Annotated in this window: 17 protein-coding genes; 3 read left to right on the forward strand and 14 right to left on the reverse strand. The window is 59.7% G+C overall.

The genetic code is table 11. From position 1 onward, the window contains the following. Positions 1-20 precede the first annotated feature (20 nt). Positions 21-1,073 (forward strand): tRNA 2-selenouridine(34) synthase MnmH, encoded by a 1,053-nt coding sequence (gene mnmH, locus AC2FF8_RS18260; protein ID WP_496880397.1) that lies wholly within the window; start codon positions 21-23, stop codon positions 1,071-1,073. On the opposite strand, the gene selD is transcribed toward mnmH, so the two are convergent. From selD to AC2FF8_RS18295, 7 genes are read right to left on the reverse strand one after another with little or no spacing between them, the layout of a single operon-like run. Further along, entirely contained in the window at positions 1,064-3,223 is a 2,160-nt protein-coding gene (gene selD, locus AC2FF8_RS18265) for a selenide, water dikinase SelD (RefSeq protein ID WP_496880398.1), read from the reverse strand. The two genes, mnmH and selD, sit on opposite strands and share 10 nt — an antisense overlap. A gap of 5 nt (positions 3,224-3,228) precedes the next feature. Further along, positions 3,229-3,615, reverse strand: a complete 387-nt coding sequence (locus AC2FF8_RS18270; protein ID WP_170347219.1) for a Na+/H+ antiporter subunit G — start codon at positions 3,613-3,615, stop codon at positions 3,229-3,231. A 7-nt stretch (positions 3,616-3,622) separates the two neighbouring features. Beyond that, positions 3,623-3,892 (reverse strand): K+/H+ antiporter subunit F, encoded by a 270-nt coding sequence (locus AC2FF8_RS18275; RefSeq protein WP_152457439.1) that lies wholly within the window; start codon positions 3,890-3,892, stop codon positions 3,623-3,625. Next, positions 3,889-4,386, reverse strand: a complete 498-nt coding sequence (locus tag AC2FF8_RS18280; protein ID WP_496880399.1) for a Na+/H+ antiporter subunit E — start codon at positions 4,384-4,386, stop codon at positions 3,889-3,891. The genes AC2FF8_RS18275 and AC2FF8_RS18280 overlap by 4 nt, the downstream gene beginning before the upstream one ends. After that, a complete protein-coding gene (locus tag AC2FF8_RS18285) occupies positions 4,386-5,930 on the reverse strand; it encodes a monovalent cation/H+ antiporter subunit D (protein WP_496873698.1) in 1,545 nt (514 codons plus the stop codon). The genes AC2FF8_RS18280 and AC2FF8_RS18285 overlap by 1 nt, the downstream gene beginning before the upstream one ends. After that, entirely contained in the window at positions 5,927-6,286 is a 360-nt protein-coding gene (locus tag AC2FF8_RS18290; RefSeq protein ID WP_496880400.1) for a Na+/H+ antiporter subunit C, read from the reverse strand. The genes AC2FF8_RS18285 and AC2FF8_RS18290 overlap by 4 nt, the downstream gene beginning before the upstream one ends. Beyond that, positions 6,286-9,156: a monovalent cation/H+ antiporter subunit A gene (locus AC2FF8_RS18295; RefSeq protein ID WP_496880401.1), complete on the reverse strand. Its 2,871-nt coding sequence runs from the start codon at positions 9,154-9,156 to the stop codon at positions 6,286-6,288. Before AC2FF8_RS18295 ends, AC2FF8_RS18290 begins: the two co-directional genes overlap by 1 nt. 257 nt (positions 9,157-9,413) lie before the next feature. Here AC2FF8_RS18295 and AC2FF8_RS18300 point away from each other — a divergent pair, with 257 nt between their 5' ends. Both AC2FF8_RS18300 and AC2FF8_RS18305 read left to right on the forward strand, forming a co-directional pair. Next, entirely contained in the window at positions 9,414-9,854 is a 441-nt protein-coding gene (locus AC2FF8_RS18300) for a rhodanese-like domain-containing protein (protein WP_170347252.1), read from the forward strand. Further along, complete coding sequence (locus AC2FF8_RS18305) at positions 9,851-10,675, forward strand: CE1 family esterase (RefSeq protein ID WP_496880402.1); 825 nt, start codon at positions 9,851-9,853, stop codon at positions 10,673-10,675. Before AC2FF8_RS18300 ends, AC2FF8_RS18305 begins: the two co-directional genes overlap by 4 nt. Here the strand turns inward: AC2FF8_RS18305 and mdoH are convergent, their stop codons facing one another. The 7 genes from mdoH to AC2FF8_RS18340 form a co-directional block, all read right to left on the reverse strand. Continuing rightward, on the reverse strand, positions 10,676-12,547 hold the full coding sequence (mdoH, locus tag AC2FF8_RS18310) for a glucans biosynthesis glucosyltransferase MdoH (RefSeq protein WP_496880403.1): 1,872 nt from the start codon (positions 12,545-12,547) through the stop codon (positions 10,676-10,678). After that, the gene (locus tag AC2FF8_RS18315; protein ID WP_496880404.1) at positions 12,544-14,043 is read right to left on the reverse strand and encodes an OpgD/OpgG family glucan biosynthesis protein; all 1,500 of its coding nucleotides are present in this window, start codon (positions 14,041-14,043) and stop codon (positions 12,544-12,546) included. The genes mdoH and AC2FF8_RS18315 overlap by 4 nt, the downstream gene beginning before the upstream one ends. Continuing rightward, on the reverse strand, positions 14,040-15,257 hold the full coding sequence (locus AC2FF8_RS18320; protein ID WP_496880405.1) for an OpgC family protein: 1,218 nt from the start codon (positions 15,255-15,257) through the stop codon (positions 14,040-14,042). Before AC2FF8_RS18320 ends, AC2FF8_RS18315 begins: the two co-directional genes overlap by 4 nt. A 28-nt stretch (positions 15,258-15,285) precedes the next feature. Beyond that, positions 15,286-16,656, reverse strand: a complete 1,371-nt coding sequence (locus tag AC2FF8_RS18325; protein WP_496880406.1) for a tetratricopeptide repeat protein — start codon at positions 16,654-16,656, stop codon at positions 15,286-15,288. A 179-nt stretch (positions 16,657-16,835) separates the two neighbouring features. After that, positions 16,836-18,020 (reverse strand): CaiB/BaiF CoA transferase family protein, encoded by a 1,185-nt coding sequence (locus AC2FF8_RS18330; RefSeq protein ID WP_496880407.1) that lies wholly within the window; start codon positions 18,018-18,020, stop codon positions 16,836-16,838. After that, complete coding sequence (locus AC2FF8_RS18335; protein ID WP_496880408.1) at positions 18,007-19,626, reverse strand: thiamine pyrophosphate-binding protein; 1,620 nt, start codon at positions 19,624-19,626, stop codon at positions 18,007-18,009. The genes AC2FF8_RS18330 and AC2FF8_RS18335 overlap by 14 nt, the downstream gene beginning before the upstream one ends. A gap of 79 nt (positions 19,627-19,705) precedes the next feature. Continuing rightward, positions 19,706-20,164, reverse strand: a complete 459-nt coding sequence (locus AC2FF8_RS18340) for a DUF302 domain-containing protein (protein ID WP_496880409.1) — start codon at positions 20,162-20,164, stop codon at positions 19,706-19,708. Between the last annotated feature and the right edge of the window lie 4 nt (positions 20,165-20,168).

Genomic DNA, 20,168 nt, shown 5'->3' on the forward strand with positions numbered 1-20,168 from the left:
CGGCAAGCTAGACCTTCGGCATGGCTCTGAACTTTCCTGATCTGACACAGCTTTATGCTCATGGTTTTGACACAGTCATCGATGTGCGCAGCCCGGCAGAGTTCGCTGAAGATCATCTGCCTGGCGCGATCAACCTGCCGGTTCTTAACAACGAGGAACGCGCCCGTGTCGGGACCATGTATGTACAGGAGAGCCCGTTTCTGGCGCGTAAACTCGGGGCCGCTCTGGTGTTCCGCAATGCGGCCAACCACATCGAGCAACATCTAAGCCACCATGAAGGCAGCTGGCGCCCTCTGGTCTATTGCTGGCGCGGCGGACAGCGTTCCGGGTCGTTCACATGGATGCTGCAACAGATCGGCTGGCGGGCGGATGTGATCGAGGGCGGCTATCGCACCTACCGCAGGCTGGTGAATGCGTATTTGTACGATGATCCGTTGCCACATCGGTTGGTGGCGCTGGATGGCTATACCGGAACGGCCAAGACAGAATTGCTGGCACTTTTGCAGTCACGCGGGGTGCAGGTTCTGGACCTCGAAGCACTGGCCAATCACCGAGGGTCCCTGCTGGGGGAAAGACCGGGCGGGCAGCCCAGCCAGAAAGCTTTTGAATCGGCTCTGGCTGGGGCGCTTTGTGCGATGGATACGGCGCGCCCGGTTGTCATCGAAGCGGAATCCTCCAAGATCGGCAGCCTGATACTGCCACCCAGCCTGTGGAACGCTTTGTGCGCAGCCCCGAGGGTGAACATTTCGGCTCCGCTCGAGGCGCGTACCGCCTATCTCGTTCAGGCCTATGACGACATCCTGTCTGACAGCGACCGTTTGAAGGACCGGTTGTCGCCGCTGCGCTTTCATCGCGGGCACGAAGTTGTGGATGGTTGGATGCAGCTGATCAATGCAGGTCAAAAACAGGTGCTGACCCGGGCCCTGATGGAGCAGCATTACGACCCGGCATACGCAAAGTCGCGGCGGTCTCGTTCCGTCGAGGTGCTGGCCGATATTGAGATCGCCGTTCTGAACGACACCGGCCTGAGCGAGGCTGCGACCCGGATCGAAACCCTGCTGGATCAGCTTTGAAGACGCAGCCCCGGTGCTTCGGTGAGTTCGCCGATTGCCCTGGCTGGATAGCCAGCGTTCTTGAGGTCTTGCAGGACGGTATCGGCATCCTTTGCCGCGACCGCGGCCAGCAGGCCGCCTGCTGTCTGCGGGTCGAACATCAAGGCGGCTTTGCCCTCGGCGGGCAGGGCAGGTGCTATTGCCCGGTTGTCTGCAAAAAGGGTTGACCGAACACCCCGGTCCGTCAGCTCCTGCGCACCATCCATCACGTCCACGGCACCCAGGTCCAACATGGCCCCGCATCCGGAAGCGTCACAGATGCCTTGCAGATGTCCGGCCAGACCAAACCCGGTCACGTCGGTCATCGCATGGGCCCCGGCCAATATGCGGGCCGCCTTGCCCTGCGGCTGCACCATCTGCTGGTAGGCTGCGGCGACCCAGGCACCATTGGCCTGGCCGGCCATCTCGGCCGCCATAAGAACACCGCTTCCTATGGGTTTGGTCAGGATCAGACGATCCCCCGGTTGCCCGCCCGCCAGTGTGATCGGGGCGGATTCGCACAACCCGGTCAGTGTGAAGCCGATCGTCATCTCGTCACCCATGGAGCTGTGTCCGCCCACAATCTCGGCACCGGCGTCCCGCATGACGGCTCCTGCGATCGACATGATTTCCGACATGGTTCGGCTTTGCAGGGCAGAAGACATGCGCGGCAAGATGATGGTTGCCGTGGCTGCCTGAGGCGTGGCCCCCATGGCCCAAATATCGCCTAAGGCGTGAACAGCCGCGATACGCGTCATAAGCGCAGGATCCTTGGTGAAAGCCCGCAGGTGATCGGAAGTCATGACCTGCTGAACTCCGCCTGGCTGAAGCAGAGCCGCGTCATCGCCGGGCAGGGGGGTGATGTCCGGGCGAATGGGCGCGGGCTGCGATTTCAGCGCAACCTGCAATGCACCACGCCCGACTTTGGCACCGCATCCGCCACACATCGGTTTTTCACCCAGCGCCTCGACAAGTCCGGCGGCACGTGCGCGCGGCAGCGCAGGGGGCCTCATCTGCGGCAGGTCCCGGAACTTGTTCATGAAGGTCTGGTCGATGTGGTTCTTCCATTGCCACATCATCGCTCCGCTGTAGGACAACCCAAACCGCTCACCCAGCGCTGATTTGCCGCCCAGCGAAATCAGCTTCAGGTAATCTTTCTGCGGGACAAATTTGCGCATCCGCCCAGCCCCCAGCGCCGCGCGCAGATTGTCGAACAGAACCGGCGCTTCGCGCACTGCATAAACTCCGGCCTTGGGTCTGGGATTGTCCGTCAGATGGGCGCAATCACCGGCGGCAAAAACCACGGGATCGCTGGATTGCAGGTAGCTGTTCACCCGGATGAAGCCATCCTCAAGGTCCAGCCCGGTCTTCTCGATCCAGTCATACGGGCGGGCTCCGGCCGCACCTGTCACGAAATTGGCGGGAATTGTGCGCCCGTCCTGCAATGCGACGTGATCCGAAGCGATCCGGCTGATTGCCGCGTTTTCGATCACCTCTACACCAAGATTCTGCATGGCTTGCCGGATCGTCGCTGCCGCCTTGGGTTTGGTGGCCGTCAGGGCGAAGGCATTGTCGATCAGTGTAACCTGTGCTGTCCGACCTTTGGCCCTGAGCGCGTGAGCCATCGCCATGACCAGTTCAACCCCGGCGACTCCACCGCCGATTACGACGACCGAGGCAGGGCCGCTGCCTTCCAGATAAGCGGCCCACTTTGCCGCGAATGGCCCCAGTGGTTTGGCCGGCACCGCATGTTCCGCAAAGCCGGGCATTGCGGGCATGTCCGACGTGATGCCAACATTGACCGATGCCACGTCGAAACCAACCGGAGGATGCCCGGGAACATGGATTTCCTGACGATCGGTATCGAGTCCGTCGGCCGAGCCCAGAATGACCCGCGCGCCTGCAAAACGCGCCAGTTTGACAAGATCGATGTCCAGTTCCCACCGGTCATAATGCCCTGCGATGTAACCTGGCAACATTCCGGAATAAGGGGCCGTCGGGCCGGGGTTGATCACGGTCACCCGTGCCCCGGGCAAAGGGTTCATCCCCCATTTGCGCAGCAGCAGCGCGTGGGTGTGACCTCCGCCAACAAGAACCAGATCGCGGGTCAGGGGCAGTGGGGGAATATGCATAGGTTTCAATTCGCGCTATGGTCCGGGACGTCCTCGACCTGCTCGACGGCGTGGGTGGCCCAAAGCTCATCCTCGCCAGCATCCGGCAGGTCTTCTGGTTTTTCATGACGGTGTATGTGCCATTTTGCAATGAACAGGGCCGTGATCGGAGCGGTCAGGAACAGGAATAGCGTGATGAGCAGTTCGTGCAGGGACAGCTTTCCTTCCAGAAAAACAGAATGTGCGATCGAGGCCAAAAGCACGCCACCCACCCCCAAGGTCGTTGCCTTGGTCGGCGCGTGCAGGCGGGACATTGGGTCTTTCAACTTGATCATCCCAAAAGACCCGACAAAGCCGAAGATACCCGAGACAATCAGGAAAAAGGCGATCAGCAGTTCCACGATGAATGTCATCCCGCCCTCACTCGATAATATTGCCGCGCAACATGAAGCGCGCGTAGGCCACGGTGGAGACAAAACCAAGCATGGCTATGATCATGGCGGCCTCGAAGAAGATCTCGGTGCCCTGATCCAGCCCATATAGGATCATCAGGGCGATGGTGTTGATCACCATCGTGTCCAAGGCCAGAACCCGAGTGCCAACCCCGTCAGCGGTGATGATCCGCCACAGACACATCATGATCGCCGCACCGAAACAGGCAAATGCAAAATAAATCGCGTAGTCGATCATTCGAAAATCTCCTTCAGGCGACGTTCATAGCGCTGCTTGATCTGGTCTCGCACCTCGTCAGGGTTCGGTGCGTCGAGGCAATGTACCAGCAGGTTGTGCCCCTGCGCCGAAAGATCGCAACTGACGGTGCCGGGAGTCATCGTGATGGTCCCGGCCAGAAAGGTGATTGCTTCGGGGGTGCGCAGCTCAAGCGGGACACAGACCCAGTTGGGCTGGCGGTCATCATTGCGCTTGAACAGGATGATCCAGGCCACTGTTACGTTTGCAACCACGATATCCCAAAGCACCACCAGCATGTATTCCACAACCATTGGCCAGTTGCGCACTTTGGGACGATCCGGCCAGTATGGCTGTGTGATGAAGGGAATGATGATCCCGAGGATCAGGCCAAAGACCAGAGAGTTCAGCGAAGGCTTGTTCGCCAGCAGAATCCAGACCAGCGTCAGCAAAATCGTCAGGTGGGGGTGCGGGAAAATCCGGCGCAGCAGTTTCATCACTCTTCCCTTCCCAATACGGCAGAGATGTAATTTTCAGGCGTAAACAACTGCTCTGCGGTTTTGCTCGTGTACTCCAGAGCCGGACCTGCGAACAGGGTCAGCAGGATCAGACCTGCCACGGCCCCGAACACAGCCGTAAAGGCAAGGCCGGGTTGCGGTTCGGGGGCGGCGGGGGCAGGCGCCTCATCGCCTTCGGCGGTTTCATCGGCTGTGACAACCTCAGCGTCGTAGCTTTTCCAGAAAATCAGCGTCCCGGCGCGGGCGAGCCCGACGATGGTGACGAATGATCCAATCAGGATAACCGCCCAGACCGTGGTGGCATCGGATGCATCGCGCGAAGCGTCCAGAACCAAAAGCTTGCCTACAAAGCCGGACAGCGGCGGCATTCCAGCCATCGCGATGGCGCCGACAAAGAACAATGCAGCTATCAACCCGCTTTGCGGCATCGGTGGCTTGGGGGCTATGGCACCTCCCTGCCGTTCCATGATCAGGTCAGCAATGAGAAACAGCAACGCGGTCGCAAGTGTCGAATGGAACACGTAATAAAGGGCGGCTGCCGTCGCGCCGGGCGTGAATTGAGAAATCGCGATCAGCAAAGTACCCATGGACGCAATGGCGCAGAAGGCAACCATGCGGGCAATATGCTGCGATCCCAGAATGCCGACGGCGCCGACCGCAAGCGTCAGCAGCGCCGCAGGTTGCAGCCACTCGCCAACCAGACCCTGCGTGACTTCGACGTCGGGGCCGAAGGCCAGCGTGTACATTCGCAGGATCGAATAGGCCCCGACCTTGGTCATGATTGCAAACAGGGCCGCAACAGGCAGCGGAGCGTTGGCATAGCTGGCGGGCAGCCAGAAATGCAGCGGCAGAACGGCAGCCTTGATGCAGAAGACCAGCAGCAACAGCACTGCGCCAACCCGCAGCAATGCGGTATCTTCGGCCGGAATTTCTGCAACGCGCACGGCGATGTCCGCCATGTTCAGCGTGCCGGTCACGCCATAGATCGTACCGAGGGCAAACAGAAACAGGGTCGACCCCAACAGGTTATACGCCACATACTGCACACCCGCTTTCAACCGCACCGCGCCACCGCCATGTGTCATCAGGCCGTAAGAGGCGATCAGCAGAACCTCGAAGAACACGAAAAGGTTGAAGGCGTCGCCGGTCAGGAAGGCCCCGCAGACGCCCATGAGTTGGAAATGGAACAGCGCGTGGAAATGCTTGCCCCGGTCATCCCAGCCCGACGCAATGGCATACAGCACGATCGGCAGGGCCAGCAGGGCGGTCAGCAGAACCATCATTGCGGACATGCGGTCCAGCACCATGACAATGCCAAAGGGGGCGGGCCAGTCGCCAAGCTCGTACACCTGAATGTCCCCGCCGGAGGCCTGAGCCGTGATCGTCAGCGCAATCCCAAGCAAAGCCACGACACCCGCGACCGAGAAGATACGTTGCAGGTCCAGGTGGTATCGCAGGACCATGATGATAAACGGGGCCAGAATCGCGGGCAGGACGATCGGCGCAACGATCCAGTGGTTCATGCGTCATCTCCCGGCGCTTCAACACTGTCCTGGGCGGTCATGTCGATATGGTCGTCTTTGGCGGACAGGTATGCGCTGAGTGAGATCATCACGATCACGGCGGTCATCCCGAACGAGATCACGATAGCCGTCAGGACCAGCGCCTGTGGCAGAGGGTCGGTATAGGGCACGTCCTTGTACTTGTTCAGAACCGCTGGCGCGTTCAGCGCCAGTCGTCCGGTCGCGAACAGGAAGACGTTCACCGCGTATGTGATCAGAGACAGGCCGAGAATGACCGGAAACGTCCGGCGGCGCAGGATCAGGAAGATCCCGGCGGCAGTCATGATGCCAACGGCGGAGGCTACGAGCGCTTCCATCAGGACTGCTCCTTCTCTTGTTTTTCTTCCAGAAGATCATCCCGCAGTGGGTTGATATCCATCGGGAATTCCTGAGCCATTCCCGGCTGCCACGCAAAGCGGGACAAGCTGTCCAATGCAAGCATGACCGCACCCAGAACCGCCAGGAATACGCCTGTATCAAACAGCATGGCGGTGGCCCATTCGAACTCCTCCAGCGGAGGCCAGTCGATGTAGCCGAAATCGCTGGTCAGGAAAGGACGATCGTTGAACCATGCACCCAGTCCGGTTGCTGCGGCGATCAGAACGCCCCAGCCGATGGTGCCGTGGTAATAGAACCTCTGCCGCTCGATGGCCCAGGTATAACCGCTGGCCATGTACTGCATCAGGTAAGCGATGGCGACGATAAGTCCGGCGATAAAGCCACCGCCGGGCTGGTTGTGCCCGCGGAAGAAGATGTAAGCCCCGACCATAAGTGCGATCGGCATCATCACGCGGGTAACCACAACCATCATCAAGGGATGAGAGTCGCCGGATTGAGGCCAGTGCGGTTTGCGGTTCAGCAGATAGCTGCGGACGTTGGTGCTGAGCACGGATTCCGTCAGCGCAAAGATGATCAGTGCGGCGATGCCCAGAACGATGATCTCGCCAAAGGTGTCAAAACCCCGGAAGTCGACAAGGATCACATTGACCACATTGGTGCCGCCGCCGCCTTTGTAGGAATTGGCCAGATGGAACTCTGAAATCGTCGGGAAAGCGAAATCGCGCATCATCATCGCGTAGATCAGCGCACCGGTACCAAGGCCCGCGACCACGGAAATCGCCGCGTCCCGCCAGCGCCGCGCCGCCGAACTGTCCCAGGGCGTTTCGGTCGGCAGAAAGTTCAGCGACAGCAACAAAAGGATCATTGTCACCACCTCGACCGAGATTTGCGTCAAAGCAAGGTCAGGGGCCGAGAGATAGTTGAAGGCAATCGAAACGATCAGGCCGACGACACCGATCAATACCAGCGACAGAAGACGATTCCGGTGGAACCACATGATGCCCAGCGTCGCACCCACAAGGCAGATCCAGCCAATGATCGGAATGATCTGAGCCGGCAGCGGAACGCGGGTTTCAATACCAATTGTCCCGGTCGAATACGCGTAATAACCCAGGCCAACGGTAAAGGCGACAAAGATGATGGCATAGCGGCTGAGGACCCCGTTGTGCAATTCATCCGTGATCCAGCGGCTCAACCTGGTCAGTGCTTCTATGATTGCTTCGAAGATCTGCTTGGCTTCGGGGCGGGGCAGGGCGTTCCAGATCTGCTCACCCCGTTTGTGCAGCGCCAGCAGGAACAGACCGCCCAGAGTCGCCACGACCGACATGTAAAGGGCCGGTGTGAAGCCATGCCAGAGTTTCAGCGAGTAATACGGAAGCTTCTCGCCGCCAATCACTGCGCTTGACACCACTGCAACCAGAGGTCCGACAATGGCAGCGGAATAGAGGCCGATCAGGATGACAAGTACGACCAGGAATGCAGGCGCGATCCACAACCCAACGGGCGGGTCATGCGGATGGGCCGGATAGTCTTCCCTCTGTGGACCAAGGAAAACGTGACTCACAAAGCGGAAGGAATAGGCGGCCGAGAACAACGCAGCCAACAGCGCCAGCCCCGGCACCAGGTAATGAGAGTGCAGCCATGTGGTATGCACGGTCTCCTCAAGCATCATCTCTTTGGACAGGAAGCCGTTCAAGGGCGGCAGCCCGGCCATCGAAAGGGCGGCAATCGTGCCAATGGTGAAGGTGATCGGCATCAGGTGGCGCAAGCCGCCCAGCCTTTTGATGTCGCGCGTGCCGGTCTCGTGATCCACGATCCCGGCGGTCATGAACAAGGCGGCTTTGAACGTCGCGTGGTTGATGATGTGGAACACGGCAGCGACGGCTGCAATCTTTGTGCCAAAGCCCAGCAGCATGGTGATCAGGCCCAGATGCGAAACGGTCGAAAACGCCAGCAATGCCTTCAGATCGTCCTTGAACAACGCGATAGACGCGCCGATCAGCATGGTAACCAGACCCGTGGTGGCCACGATATAGAACCACGCATCCGTACCGGCCAGAACCGGCCACATCCGTGCCATCAAAAACAAGCCGGCTTTCACCATGGTGGCAGAGTGCAGATAGGCCGAAACCGGTGTCGGCGCGGCCATGGCGTGCGGCAGCCAGAAATGAAACGGGAACTGCGCCGACTTGGTGAAACAGCCCAGCAGGATCAGGATCAGCGCCGGCATGTAGTAGGGTGAAGCCTGGATCAGTTCTTTGTTCTGCAAAATGACGCTGAGGTCGTAGGACCCCACGATATTGCCGAGGATCAGCATCCCTGCAATCATCGCCAAGCCGCCAGAGCCAGTGACAGCCAAGGCCATGCGCGCGCCCTGACGACCTTCGGGCAGTTGCTTCCAATAGCCGATCAGCAGGAATGAGCTGAGCGATGTAAGTTCCCAGAAAATAAGCAGAAGCAGGATATTGTCGGACAGGACAATCCCGACCATCGCGCCCTGAAACAGCAAAAGATAGGTAAAGAACTGCCCCATCGGGTCTTCGCGCGACAGATAGAACCTTGCATAAAGGATGATCAGCAACCCTATGCCCAGGATCAGCAACGCGAACAAAAAGCCCAATCCGTCCAGCATGAAATTTGCGTTCAGACCCAGCCCCGGTATCCAATCGAACCGGGCGGTCACCACCTCTCCGCGCATCACTGACGGGATATGAATCAACAAGCCCATCAGGGCCAGGAATGTGGTCAACCCGGCAGCGGAGGCGGCTGCGTTCCGGCCTGCCCGGATCAGCAGGGCGGGAAAAACAGCGCCAAGGAAGGGAAGGGCCGCGATAAGGAATAGGGACAAGTGCGATACTCCGATCTGGGCGGTCAGTGTGAAGCCAATTTTGTAAGGATATTTTCCCGACTGTCCAGATATTGTAACTTTTTTACAGAGTCCTAATGGCCCGGTCAGGAATTCTGCCACGTTGCGAAAAAATGACGCGATCTTGATGCGGGCCGGGGTTTTTCAACGCCCCCGTTTCAGACCATCTGTGATAGAACAAATCTCAGCGAACAGGAGGCTGAATCTTGGCCGAGAAAGTGAACCGAGCCCGAAGATGGATGTTGATCGGCGTTTGTGCTGCGATCGCAGGCGGGTTTGCGATCAGGGAATACCGTTTGATCCCCGAAGATCATGGCGGCGGCCGGATCAGCGTAGCCGTTGCTCATGAACAGGCATCAGACGGGCGCATTCTGCTGGTCGATATCCGCACGCCGCGCGAATGGCGGGCATCCGGAATTGGCGAGGGTGCTGTGCCGCTGGACATGCGGCGAGAAGATTTCGTCAATGCACTGACGGAATTGACCGGCGGCAATCAGGCAGCGCCAGTGGCGCTGATCTGCGCGCGCGGTGTGCGTTCAGCACGCCTGAGCAACCGCCTGATCGAGGCTGGATTCACCAATGTGATCGACGTGCCAGAGGGTATGCTGGGTTCGGCCGCAGGGCCGGGATGGGTTCGGGCCGGATTGCCGGTGCGTAAATATGATGAGGATGCAGGATGATCCGGCAGTTCAGCCTGGCTTTGGCCTTGTCAGTGACCGGGCAGAGCGCTTTCGCGGGGTGTGCCGGCCAAGAGGATACCTGTGAGACTCCCATGGGAGCCTACCACATCGAACTGCCCGATGCGGACAATGCGCCCATGGTGGTGTTCCTGCACGGGTATGGCGGCAGCGGGTCGGGTACGATGCGCAATCGCGGGATGGTCGAACCGCTGTTGAAACGCGGGTATGCGGTGATGGCCCCTGAGGGGCTGGAACGGCCCGACCGGGGCGGAACCAAAAGCTGGAATTTCTATCCAGGCTTTGGGGATCGGGACGAAACCGCCTTTCTGACCGAAGTGGTGCAAGACGCGGCAAAGCGGTTTGGTATCGACGCCGACCGTGTCTTGCTGGGCGGGTTTTCCGCTGGCGCTTTCATGGTCAACTATCTGGCTTGCGAGGCCCCCGATGCGTTCTCGGCCTATGTTCCGGTGTCCGGTGGTTTCTGGCGCCCGCACCCTGATGCCTGCAAAGGTCCGATCCGCATGTTCCATACGCATGGCTGGACCGACAATGTGGTGCCGCTGGAAGGGCGCCTGCTGGGCGGAGGGCGCTTTCAGCAGGGGGATATCTACGCGGGCCTCGAAATCTGGCGTGATGCCAACGGTTGTGTCGATCACAAACCGGCCGGGTTCAGCACGACGGGTGAATTCATGCGCCGCCGCTGGACCAATTGTGCGGAAGGCAGCGCGCTGGAATTTGCTTTGTTTCCCGGAGGGCACACCGTTCCCGCGGGCTGGGCCGACATGATGGTCGATTGGTATGAAGGGCTTCCCGGCAGCTGATCACTCGGCCGGGGTCATGTTGCCTTTGCCTTCGACCAGTCGCTTCAGTTCATCGCGATAGCGGCGCGCTGACCGGGTAATGGCGGGTTCGCTGAAATCCTCTCGCATTCCGACCATCTTGCGGGCGGCACCTGCCGAGACACCGCTGAGCGCCGACAACGGGATAGCCAGTGCCAGGCTGATGGCGATCGGGGCCAGCCAGATCGACACCAGACCGGACAGGATACCGACGCTCAGCGCCACTCCGCTTACGGTTTCAAGCGCATGGCACAGGATCAGCGTTCGCAGACCATAGGTGCCACCGTCGCGGGCCTGTGGCGACCAGCCGCGCTGAATGCCAAAAGCCGTACGGAAAACAGCGATCATCTGTTGCACCATCAGGATCGGAGCGTAAAGGATCGACAACAGAACCTCGGCCAGGAAAGAGCCGAGGAATTTGCGCCCGCCACCGAAATCCGCATAGCGTACACCGCTAAGCGGCAGGGCCAGAACGCCCAGAACCTTGGGGGCCAAAAGCATCGCGTACATGACCAGAATGATCAGCACGTGACGGGTTTCCGACATCTCGGGCCATTGCGGGAACAGAGGATTGTCGGGGCTGAAATAATGCAGGACAGAGGCATCCTGACCCTGACCGATCAGCGCCCACATCAACAATAGTGCAAACCACAACGGGGACATCAGATAGCCGACTGCGCCATGGAACATGTGGAACCGCGACACGGCACGGAATCCGGAAGAACCCAGCAGTTTCAGGTGTTGCAGGTTGCCCTGGCACCAGCGGCGGTCCCGCATGGCGTGATCGATGAGGGTGGGCGGTGTTTCTTCATATGACCCGCGTATACGCGGCAGGAAGCGCACGGCCCATCCGGCGCGGCGCAGCAGGCCGGCCTCGACGAAATCGTGGCTCATGATCAGCTTGTCCTGACCGCTGAACGAACGCAGCTTGGGCAGTCCGGCGCTGCTGGCAAAAGCCCTGGTGCGGATGATGGCGTTGTGGCCCCAATAGTTGCCTTCCTGCCCGCACCAGCGGGCCAGACCTTCGGCAAAGGCGATGCCGTAGACGCCATTTGCGAATTGCTGCATCCGGGCAAAGACCGACTGCGCGCCGATCAGCTGCGGATAGCTTTGAATCAAGCCCGCACCCGGATCACATGCAAGTGCATCAGTCAGGCGATGGATCGCGCGCCCGGTCATCAGGCTGTCGGCATCCAGCACCAGCATGGCATCCCAATCCGCGCCCCAGCGGCTGACCCAGTCGGCAATGTTGCCCACTTTGCGATCGGTATTCTGTTCGCGGCGGCGATAGTACAGCTCAAGCCCAGGTGCCAGCGTGGTGCGCAGCGCCTCGACGCTGGCCTGTTCCTGCGCCGCAATCTCCGGGTCGCGCGTGTCCGACAGAATGAACATGGCATAATGATGTTTCCCGCCGCGTGCCTGAAGATCCTCCAGCATGGTGCGGGCATTGCCCAGTACGTTCCAGGGGACCTCGTTGTAGACCGGGGTCAGCAGGGCCACCCGCAGGGGTTGCGCTGCGGTCAGGCGCTCGGGACGTTCTTGTTTTGCCAGCGACACCATGCCCAGCAAAACGGTGCAGACGGTGAAGGAAATCCAGAAGAAGTTGAACGAAATCAAAGTCAAAAGGATGCCTTCAATCACGTTGATGCCTTCCGCACCGAACCAATCGCTCATGACCCATAGCAAGGCCAGAGTGGCGGCCATTGCAGGCGAAAAGGCCAGTGCGCGCCAGAATCCGGCAGATGATTTGTGCTGACCGGAAGGTGCATCCGCATCCCGGAACCGTGCGCTGAAGTTCTGCGCAGGCATCGCCAGGGGCGCCTCGGGCGGCATGATATGCAGGTCGCTGCTCATGTGGTCCAACGGTATAGCCAGACCTCGGAGGCAGGCTGTTTGTCTTTCAGCAACTGCGCCCGCAATTCCACATGGTTACGCTCGCCGGGCTGGAATGAGAACGCCAGACGCAGGCCACCGGTATCCGGGTTGCGTTGCAAGACGCCTTCCGAGGTTTCCGCATGGGGGGAATCCACGAAAATCGTGATCGCGTCTATATCCGCGAACAAATCGCTTTCTTCAAAGTCGATGACGGCCAACCGGCCTTCGCCAAAGGTGTTCTCGCCCATCGCGGTGTTGATCACGCGTGGCATCGGTGTGCGCTGGGGTTCTTCCCCCCAGATCAGGCGATAGGACAGGTCGACCTGACTGCCTGCCGCATAGGGTTCAGCGGGCCGCCAATATGCAACGATGTTGTCATAGATTTCCTGATCTGCCGGGATCTCGACCAGCGTGACCGAGCCTTTGCCCCAATCTTCACGGGGCTCGACCCACAGGCCCGGGCGTTTGTGATAATTGGCTTCAAGATCGGCATAGTCCGAAAACTCTCGTTTGCGCTGCATCAGACCAAACCCGCGCGGGTTTGTGTCGACGAAGGATGAAACCTGCAATCGGGTCGGGTTGGCCAACGGACGCCACAGCACTTCGCCTGCGCCATTGCGGATCAGCAGGCCGTCGCTGTCGTGCACAGCAGGGCGGAAATCGTCGAACCGGCTGTGGTTGGTCTGGTCGAACAGGAACATCGAAGTTCCCGGAGCGATGCCCACATGGGACAGGTCTTCGCGCGGGAACAGCGTTGCCTCGATATCCATGATGCAATCCGCGCCCGCCGTGACGTTGAAACGATAGGCGCCGGTCACGCTGGGGCTGTCCAGCAATGCATGCACGACCATGTTGCGTTGGCCCGGTTCGGGACGCTCCAGCCAGAACCGAATGAATTCGGGGAATTCCTCGCCATCCGGATCGCCGGTTTTCAGCGCCAGACCCCGCGCGGACAGTCCGTAAACCTCGTGCAGACCGATGGCGCGGAAATAGCTGGCCCCCTGCCAGACGCAGAATTCATCTGTCTTGCCGGGGCGGTGCATTTCAGTGCGCAGGCGCAGGCCCGAGAAGCCCAGCGTGTCATCGATCGGCAGTTGCGGCACGTCTTCGGACTTGTCGAACATTTCCAGATCGAAGGCGACCGGCTTGGTCATGCCGTTCTCGACCGTCTCCACCTTTACGGTGCGGGGGAAATACAGGCCGGGGGTGAAGAAATCGACATTGAATGGCGTCTCGGTTTCATACCACAGCGCCCGATCAAGCCGGAACCGGATGGAGCGGTATTGCTGATAGGTCAGGTCCTGCCATTCCTGCGGTACCATCTCGCGTTCCACATAGGGGCGGCTGGTCAGATCGCGGGCCATTTTGATCACATAGTCGCGGTCAAAAGGCGTTTCACCGCCCGTCGCATACGCGGTCGGGGCAAAGGCCAAAGCAGTCGTCGAGACGAGGAATGCGCGGCGGGTGAATTTCATTTCTTCGACTTCCAGGGTTGTGACTTGAACCAAGCTGCCAGATAGGCAACGCCGATGATCATCGCAAACCCAATCATGTTGGCAACAAAGACAGTGGCGACATCCCGCCCAGCCTGATCCAGCGCGACGCCGATCAGCCGGGCCGCGGCCATGGAAAACACAAAGACGGCAAGGGATTGCTGGCCGACCTTGGTGACAACGGCCAGCAGGAATTGCCAGATACGTGCGCCCACACCATGGCCTGTCGCGATCAGACGGTGGCCGTGCTCGCCCGCTGCGACCCATCCCAGATAGGCCAGCGACAGAAAGTGGACATATCGCAGAAAGCCGAACTCGGTCTTGCCGCGCAGCTCTTCGGTCAGGGGCCAGCCCTTGCGGATCATTGCGCCAAGCTCGGGCGCAGCCGTATTGATCCAGGTGAAGACCTTCCAAGACCCGAACGGGGCTGACAATACGACAAAGGCAATCGCCACCCAGATTAAAGATTTCGACACGGGCGGGGCCGGAATCCAACCGCGCATGAAGGCAAAGCCGGTGAAGAACAGCAATTGCCAGCCAAAAGGGTTGAAGAACCACTGGCGCGCGGACCAGGGTTCGGCGGGAAGGGCCAGCGCGCCGGTTTGTGCGATGAACCAGATGGCCAAGCAAACTGCCGCCATCAGCCAGAAACTGACGCGATGGAGCGCCATGTAAAGCGGCATCAGCGCCAGTACGACCAGATACATCGGCAGGATATCGAAGTAGTTCGGAACATAGGTCAGAGTGAAAATCCCGACCATTTGCGGCGCTGGATCATTGAAGAAATGCTGAAGGTTCAGCGACGAGACATAGGTTTTCTCGAACGCGCCAGTCTGATCCAGCGCGGCCATCGTCATGGCAACAAAGAAGAACAGGGCAATATGCGCCCAATAGACCTGCCAGATGCGGTAGGCCACTCGGGCGGTGCCCATCCACCAGCCTTTGCGCAGAAATGCACCTCCAAAGGCGATGGCCGAGGCCATGCCCGAACAGAACACAAAGATCTCGGTTGCATCGGAATAGCCAAACCGCGCGGGAATCCATTTGGCCCAGGGATCGTTTGGAATATGGGCGATCAGGATGATGAACATCGCAATGCCGCGATAGAAATCCAGACGCGGATCGCGCGTGCTGGCAGGGGCAGCGGCCGGGGCCGCAGCGGGTACATAATCAGAAGCGGGCGATATGGTCGCCATACGTTTTCTGTCCTTCTTGGTCTTTTTGTTATTCTGCGGGAACGCTTTGTGCGTCACCGCTGTCGCGGGCCGCGTCGATCAGGGCGCGGCGCGCGATGGCATAATTGTCTTCGCCCCCGGCGCGCTTGGCCCGGCGATCATCCAGAATACGCTCGACTGCATCGAGGCGCCCGGCCCGAAGACCGGAATCGATGGTAATGCGTTCAAATACATCACGTTGCGCATGGCTGCCACCGGCCAGTTGCATGGAATCGCGTGCCGTCAAAAGATGATCAAAGGCCGTGGCGTAATGACCGTCACCAAAGGCCTCGAGGCCCATGGCAGCGGCAACACCGGGGTCTGCCATGCGGCGGGTCATGTCGTCATTGGCGCGCGCTGCATCCTTGTTCATGCGGCTCAGCATCTTGGCCGTGGCGTCGGCGCGGTTATCGCCGGTCAGCGCCAGCATATAATGTAGATCCGCAAAGATCAGGCAGCCGTCTTCTGTTCGTGCGGCACTCAGATCAGCCAGTTCTTCCCAGCGGTTCCCAACATCTATGCCTTCGAGCTCAAGCCGAGACAGAAGTGAAGTTGCGTTCGAGATGTCCCGGTAATCGTCGGTTTTGTCCTTGCGAATATGGGCGTCATACAGTTCCATCACCTGATCGACCTGGCCCAGATCCAGATGCATCAGCGCCTTGTGCCACCAGACGTGGTAACGGAAATTGTTGCAGTGGGACCAGGCCGCCTCGCGCCCGGCCAGCCAGTCAAGGCCCAGCTGCGCATTACCCGTCATCTCGTGGACATGGGCCACCGCGTGCAGGCCCCAGGCATCATCGGACACCATCCACAGCGCCTGACGGCCCGCGATTTCGGCCTTTTCGTAAGCGCCTGTTTCTTCCAGTGCGAAGGAATGACAGCCCAGCAGATAGCCGCGCCCCAGATGATCGGGTTCATAAGCGGGCAACACCCGCTCGATCGAGCGGCGCATCCCTTTGGCGTCGCCCAGGACAAAGCGGGTTGCGTGGCTTAGTTTCATCGCCAGCGTGTCCTGCGGGTGATCGCGCAGAATCGTTTCGAATTTCTGAACCGCCTGCGTCTGTTGCCCCGCCAGATAGAGGGCAAGCGACTCCACATAAAGATGCTCACGCGTGGTGATGGGCTGGCGTTCCATCGCCGCGTGGGCAGCAGCCAGCGCTTCGACGGCAACGGCCATCATCTCGCGCCGCCCAAGCAGCGCCATGAACAGACCTTTGACCGCATGACCCAGCGCGAAGTCGGGCTCGAGTTCAAGCACTTTGCCCAAATGCTGAGGCGTGACAGCGGCATGAGCCATGAACCCAAGCAGAACACCATTCCACGCTTCGACGGCCGCCGGCTGGGTCAGGGTGTTCATCTGTCCGAAAACGTCTTGTTTCATGCTTGGGTCCAATCTGATTGCGATATTTGACACTGTTCGATGTAACAGAGTGTGCAAGAGCGGCGTAACAGTATCGACGCTGCTCTCGAATTGGTGAAATGACGTGTGCGAAAAAGACGAAAAAAACCGCCGATTCAAGGGCATGTTTCAGCGACTTGCCGCCTAATTGTGCAAGTATTTCAATCCTCGAACGGGTTTTTTGCGCTCAGAACGGCCGCGGTATCGGCTCCACAGACCGGTGGAGCGTTTCGATATGTTACAGGTGTGCGAGACAGGTTCAGAGGATTCCCGATCAGGTTGACCTGACCCGGCTGGGCCTGCATGGCAATCTGCATTCGTCTTGCGGCCACTTGTTCCGTGTTGAACACCTGATCCAGCGTCTGAACCGGGCCGACGGGCACTTTGACAGCTTCGAGGCCGGAAATGACGGTCTGGGTGTCCAGCGCCTTCACTGCGGGGCGAAGGATGGAATTCAGTGCATCACGATGCTCAAGACGGGCCGGGTTGGTCGCGAATCTCGGATCGACTGCCAGTTCAGGAGCATTGATGAAGTCGCAGAGCTTTCTGAACTGGCCGTCATTTCCAACCGCGAGAATCACGTGCCCATCAGCGGTTTCGTAGACGTCATAAGGGACGATGTTGGGGTGCCCGTTACCGCGTCTTTGCGGAACATCGCCTGACGTCAGATAGTTGACGCCTTCATTGATCAGCCAGGCAATCTGAGAATCCACCAGCGCCAGATCGATCTGCTGGCCTTCGCCGGTCAGGTCGCGGTGGCGCAGCGCGGCCAGGATACCAACAGTCGCATACATCCCGCACATCACGTCGGCGATGCCAACACCCACTTTCATGGGGGCGCCCTCGGGGTCTCCGGTCAGCGACATGATCCCGCCATAGCCTTGCGCCATCAGGTCATAGCCGGGCTTGCTGGCATTCGGCCCGGTTTGACCGTAGCCCGAGATTGAACAGTACACGAGGCTTGGAAACTCTTGCGACAGGGTGGCGTAGTCCAGCCCATACTTGGCCAAGCCGCCCGGTTTGAAGTTCTCGATCAGAATGTCCGCGTGTGACGCCAACCGTCTGATTTCCGCCTGACCCTCGGCCGAGGAGATATCCAGCGCGACGGATTTCTTGTTGCGGTTGGCCGACATGAAATAGGCGCTCAGGTCCGAGCGGTTGCCCTCGGCATCGCTCACGTAGGGCGGGCCCCATTGCCGCGTGTCATCGCCCCCGGTTGCCGGGTTTTCGATCTTGATGACGCTTGCACCCAGATCGCCCAGCAGTTGCGTGCAGGTGGGGCCTGCCAGAATCCGGCTAAGGTCCAGAACCTTGACACCCTTCAACGGGCCTTCAGATGCGGCCATCATAGCCTCCACGCTCAACTTCAGCAGCAATCACCGTAAGTGTCTCAGCCTTTACAGCAGCTTCCAGTGCGGTGCGCAACTCTGTCCTGTTGCGAACCGTATGGCCATTGCCGCCAAAGGCCCGGCCCATGGCGGCAAAGTCATGATGGCCGAAATCGACGCCCGTGTTGCCCATCTGCCGCTGGCGTTGTTTCAATTCGATCAGGGCAAGGCTGGCATCCACGAAGACCAGAAAAATCGGGTTGCCGCCCATTTCAGCAGCAGTCGACAACTCGCCCGCAACCATAAGGAACCCGGCATCGCCCGAGAAGCTGATCACCGGGCGGTCCGGTTCGGCCAGTTTCAGGCCAATGGCCATCGGAACAGCGCAGCCCATGGTGCAGAGCGCCGAGGATTGGATCAACCCGCGTTCTTCGTTGCACGCCCACATCTGGCTCAGCAGAATGCGATGCGCGCCACTGTCGGCCGTGGCCAATGTTTCAGGCGGCAGGACGGCACGGGTTTCGGCAATGACGGCAGCGGGGCCCCAGCTTTCATCGGCGGGGAAGGCCTTTGCCAGCGCGGCTTTGACCTGCGCGGGTTCGTTGCCCGGCCATGTTTCATGGGCCGGGTTGCCTTTGGCTATTGCCTCCAATGTCTCGCCCGTGTCGGCGACAAGGTTCAATCCAGCCTGATGCATGTAGTGGTCGTTGACCACGGCAGAGATATCGATGACGCGCTTTTCTTCCGGATCCCAGATCTCACGCCAGCCGGGGCGCATTTCGATCGGGTCATATCCCAGACACAATACCAGATCCGATTGTTCGATCAGAGGCACAAGATGCTTGTCAGCCAGCGGCGACAGCCCCGCGCCACCCAGACACAGTGGGTGATCCTCGGGCACGACGCCTTTGGCCTTGTAGGTCGTCACGAAAGGAATACCAAAGTGTTCCAGGAACGCCTGTACCACACTGCGCGAGTCGTCATAAAGGACATCCAGGCCGATGATGGCAATGGGGCGTTCGGCCTCGGCCACCCAGCGGCGGGCCTTTTCCAGGCATTCGCCACCGGGGCTGACCGGCGCAACCTTGGCCAGCCGGCGGCATTTCACGCCGGTAACAGGCGTGTCGGCAACCGAGATCGGGACATCGATATGAACCGGGCCCGGTCGTGGCTGCATGGCCAATGACACCGCCTTGTCGGCTATGATATCTGCGCCTTTGGCTGTCAGTGTAAAAGTGCCTTTGGTGATCGAGCGATAAACCCGGCTGTGATCCATGACCTGATGGGTATAGGTCAACGCTTCGTCGGCATCGACGCATCCGGTCAGAACGACCATCGGCACACGATCCTGCAAAGCGTTCGCCACCACATTGATCCCGTTCATTGCACCCGGACCCAGGGTGGCCACCAGAATCGCAGGTGCTCCGTCGCGATGATGAACGGCCTCGGCCATGAACCCGGCAGAGTTTTCGTGCTTGGTCAGATGAAAGGTGATCCCAGCCTTTTCCAGTGCGTCGACCAGGGTCAGGACCTCGCCCCCCGGCATCCCAAAGGCGTGACGACAGCCCGCTTCATAAAGACGTTGGGCCAGAAGATCCGCAGCGCGGGGCGAGGGGTCCTGCATCAGTCATGCTCCGAGAAAACTGTTTCGAAGCAGATTGCGGAGGACGCCTCTGGACGCAAGGCGGTTCACGGCAGTGTGACTATTTGACTGCGCGTTCAGCGATCGATTGAAACGTCGTGTCAAGCTCGGCGGCAATATTCAGCAGGTCTTGCCCACCTTCCGGGGCGTAAGGCGCAAAGACAAAGCTGGGGGTCTTGTAAGACAGGGTCGCCGTCCCGTCCTGGTTCTCGGTTACGTAAAACCGGATCGGAGCCTCGATCATCGCGTGGACCGAGGTCTCCAGAACCCGCACGGCGTAGTCATTGTTGAAGGCCCCGATCACGCGATTTCCGGGAATCGAAATCCCACGTGCTGCCGCCGCTTTGGTCGGGCCCGCCTGTGTCACGACGATCAACCCGTTTTCCTTGATCGCGGCTTTGGTTGCGTCAACCAGTTCTGCATACGGTTTCTGGGTTGGGTATACGGCCCAGCCCTCGGGCGCATTCTGAGCCCACAGAGGGAAAGCGATCAGGCAGAGCAGGGGAATGAGAGCTTTCATCAAC

The sequence above is a fragment of the Ruegeria sp. YTSA144 genome (assembly GCF_059610125.1).

What these genes read in the sequence shown, in the direction of transcription:
- AC2FF8_RS18330 (WP_496880407.1), bottom strand. Translation starts at nt 18,020, where the DNA reads ATGGCCGCATCTGAAGGCCCGTTGAAGGGTGTCAAGGTTCTGGACCTT.
- AC2FF8_RS18305 (WP_496880402.1), top strand. Translation starts at nt 9,851, where the DNA reads ATGATCCGGCAGTTCAGCCTGGCTTTGGCCTTGTCAGTGACCGGGCAG.
- AC2FF8_RS18280 (WP_496880399.1), bottom strand. Translation starts at nt 4,386, where the DNA reads ATGAAACTGCTGCGCCGGATTTTCCCGCACCCCCACCTGACGATTTTG.
- AC2FF8_RS18275 (WP_152457439.1), bottom strand. Translation starts at nt 3,892, where the DNA reads ATGATCGACTACGCGATTTATTTTGCATTTGCCTGTTTCGGTGCGGCG.
- mnmH (WP_496880397.1), top strand. Translation starts at nt 21, where the DNA reads ATGGCTCTGAACTTTCCTGATCTGACACAGCTTTATGCTCATGGTTTT.
- AC2FF8_RS18290 (WP_496880400.1), bottom strand. Translation starts at nt 6,286, where the DNA reads ATGGAAGCGCTCGTAGCCTCCGCCGTTGGCATCATGACTGCCGCCGGG.
- AC2FF8_RS18340 (WP_496880409.1), bottom strand. Translation starts at nt 20,164, where the DNA reads ATGAAAGCTCTCATTCCCCTGCTCTGCCTGATCGCTTTCCCTCTGTGG.
- mdoH (WP_496880403.1), bottom strand. Translation starts at nt 12,547, where the DNA reads ATGAGCAGCGACCTGCATATCATGCCGCCCGAGGCGCCCCTGGCGATG.
- AC2FF8_RS18315 (WP_496880404.1), bottom strand. Translation starts at nt 14,043, where the DNA reads ATGAAATTCACCCGCCGCGCATTCCTCGTCTCGACGACTGCTTTGGCC.
- AC2FF8_RS18270 (WP_170347219.1), bottom strand. Translation starts at nt 3,615, where the DNA reads ATGACATTCATCGTGGAACTGCTGATCGCCTTTTTCCTGATTGTCTCG.
- AC2FF8_RS18335 (WP_496880408.1), bottom strand. Translation starts at nt 19,626, where the DNA reads ATGCAGGACCCCTCGCCCCGCGCTGCGGATCTTCTGGCCCAACGTCTT.
- selD (WP_496880398.1), bottom strand. Translation starts at nt 3,223, where the DNA reads ATGCATATTCCCCCACTGCCCCTGACCCGCGATCTGGTTCTTGTTGGC.
- AC2FF8_RS18325 (WP_496880406.1), bottom strand. Translation starts at nt 16,656, where the DNA reads ATGAAACAAGACGTTTTCGGACAGATGAACACCCTGACCCAGCCGGCG.
- AC2FF8_RS18285 (WP_496873698.1), bottom strand. Translation starts at nt 5,930, where the DNA reads ATGAACCACTGGATCGTTGCGCCGATCGTCCTGCCCGCGATTCTGGCC.
- AC2FF8_RS18320 (WP_496880405.1), bottom strand. Translation starts at nt 15,257, where the DNA reads ATGGCGACCATATCGCCCGCTTCTGATTATGTACCCGCTGCGGCCCCG.
- AC2FF8_RS18300 (WP_170347252.1), top strand. Translation starts at nt 9,414, where the DNA reads ATGTTGATCGGCGTTTGTGCTGCGATCGCAGGCGGGTTTGCGATCAGG.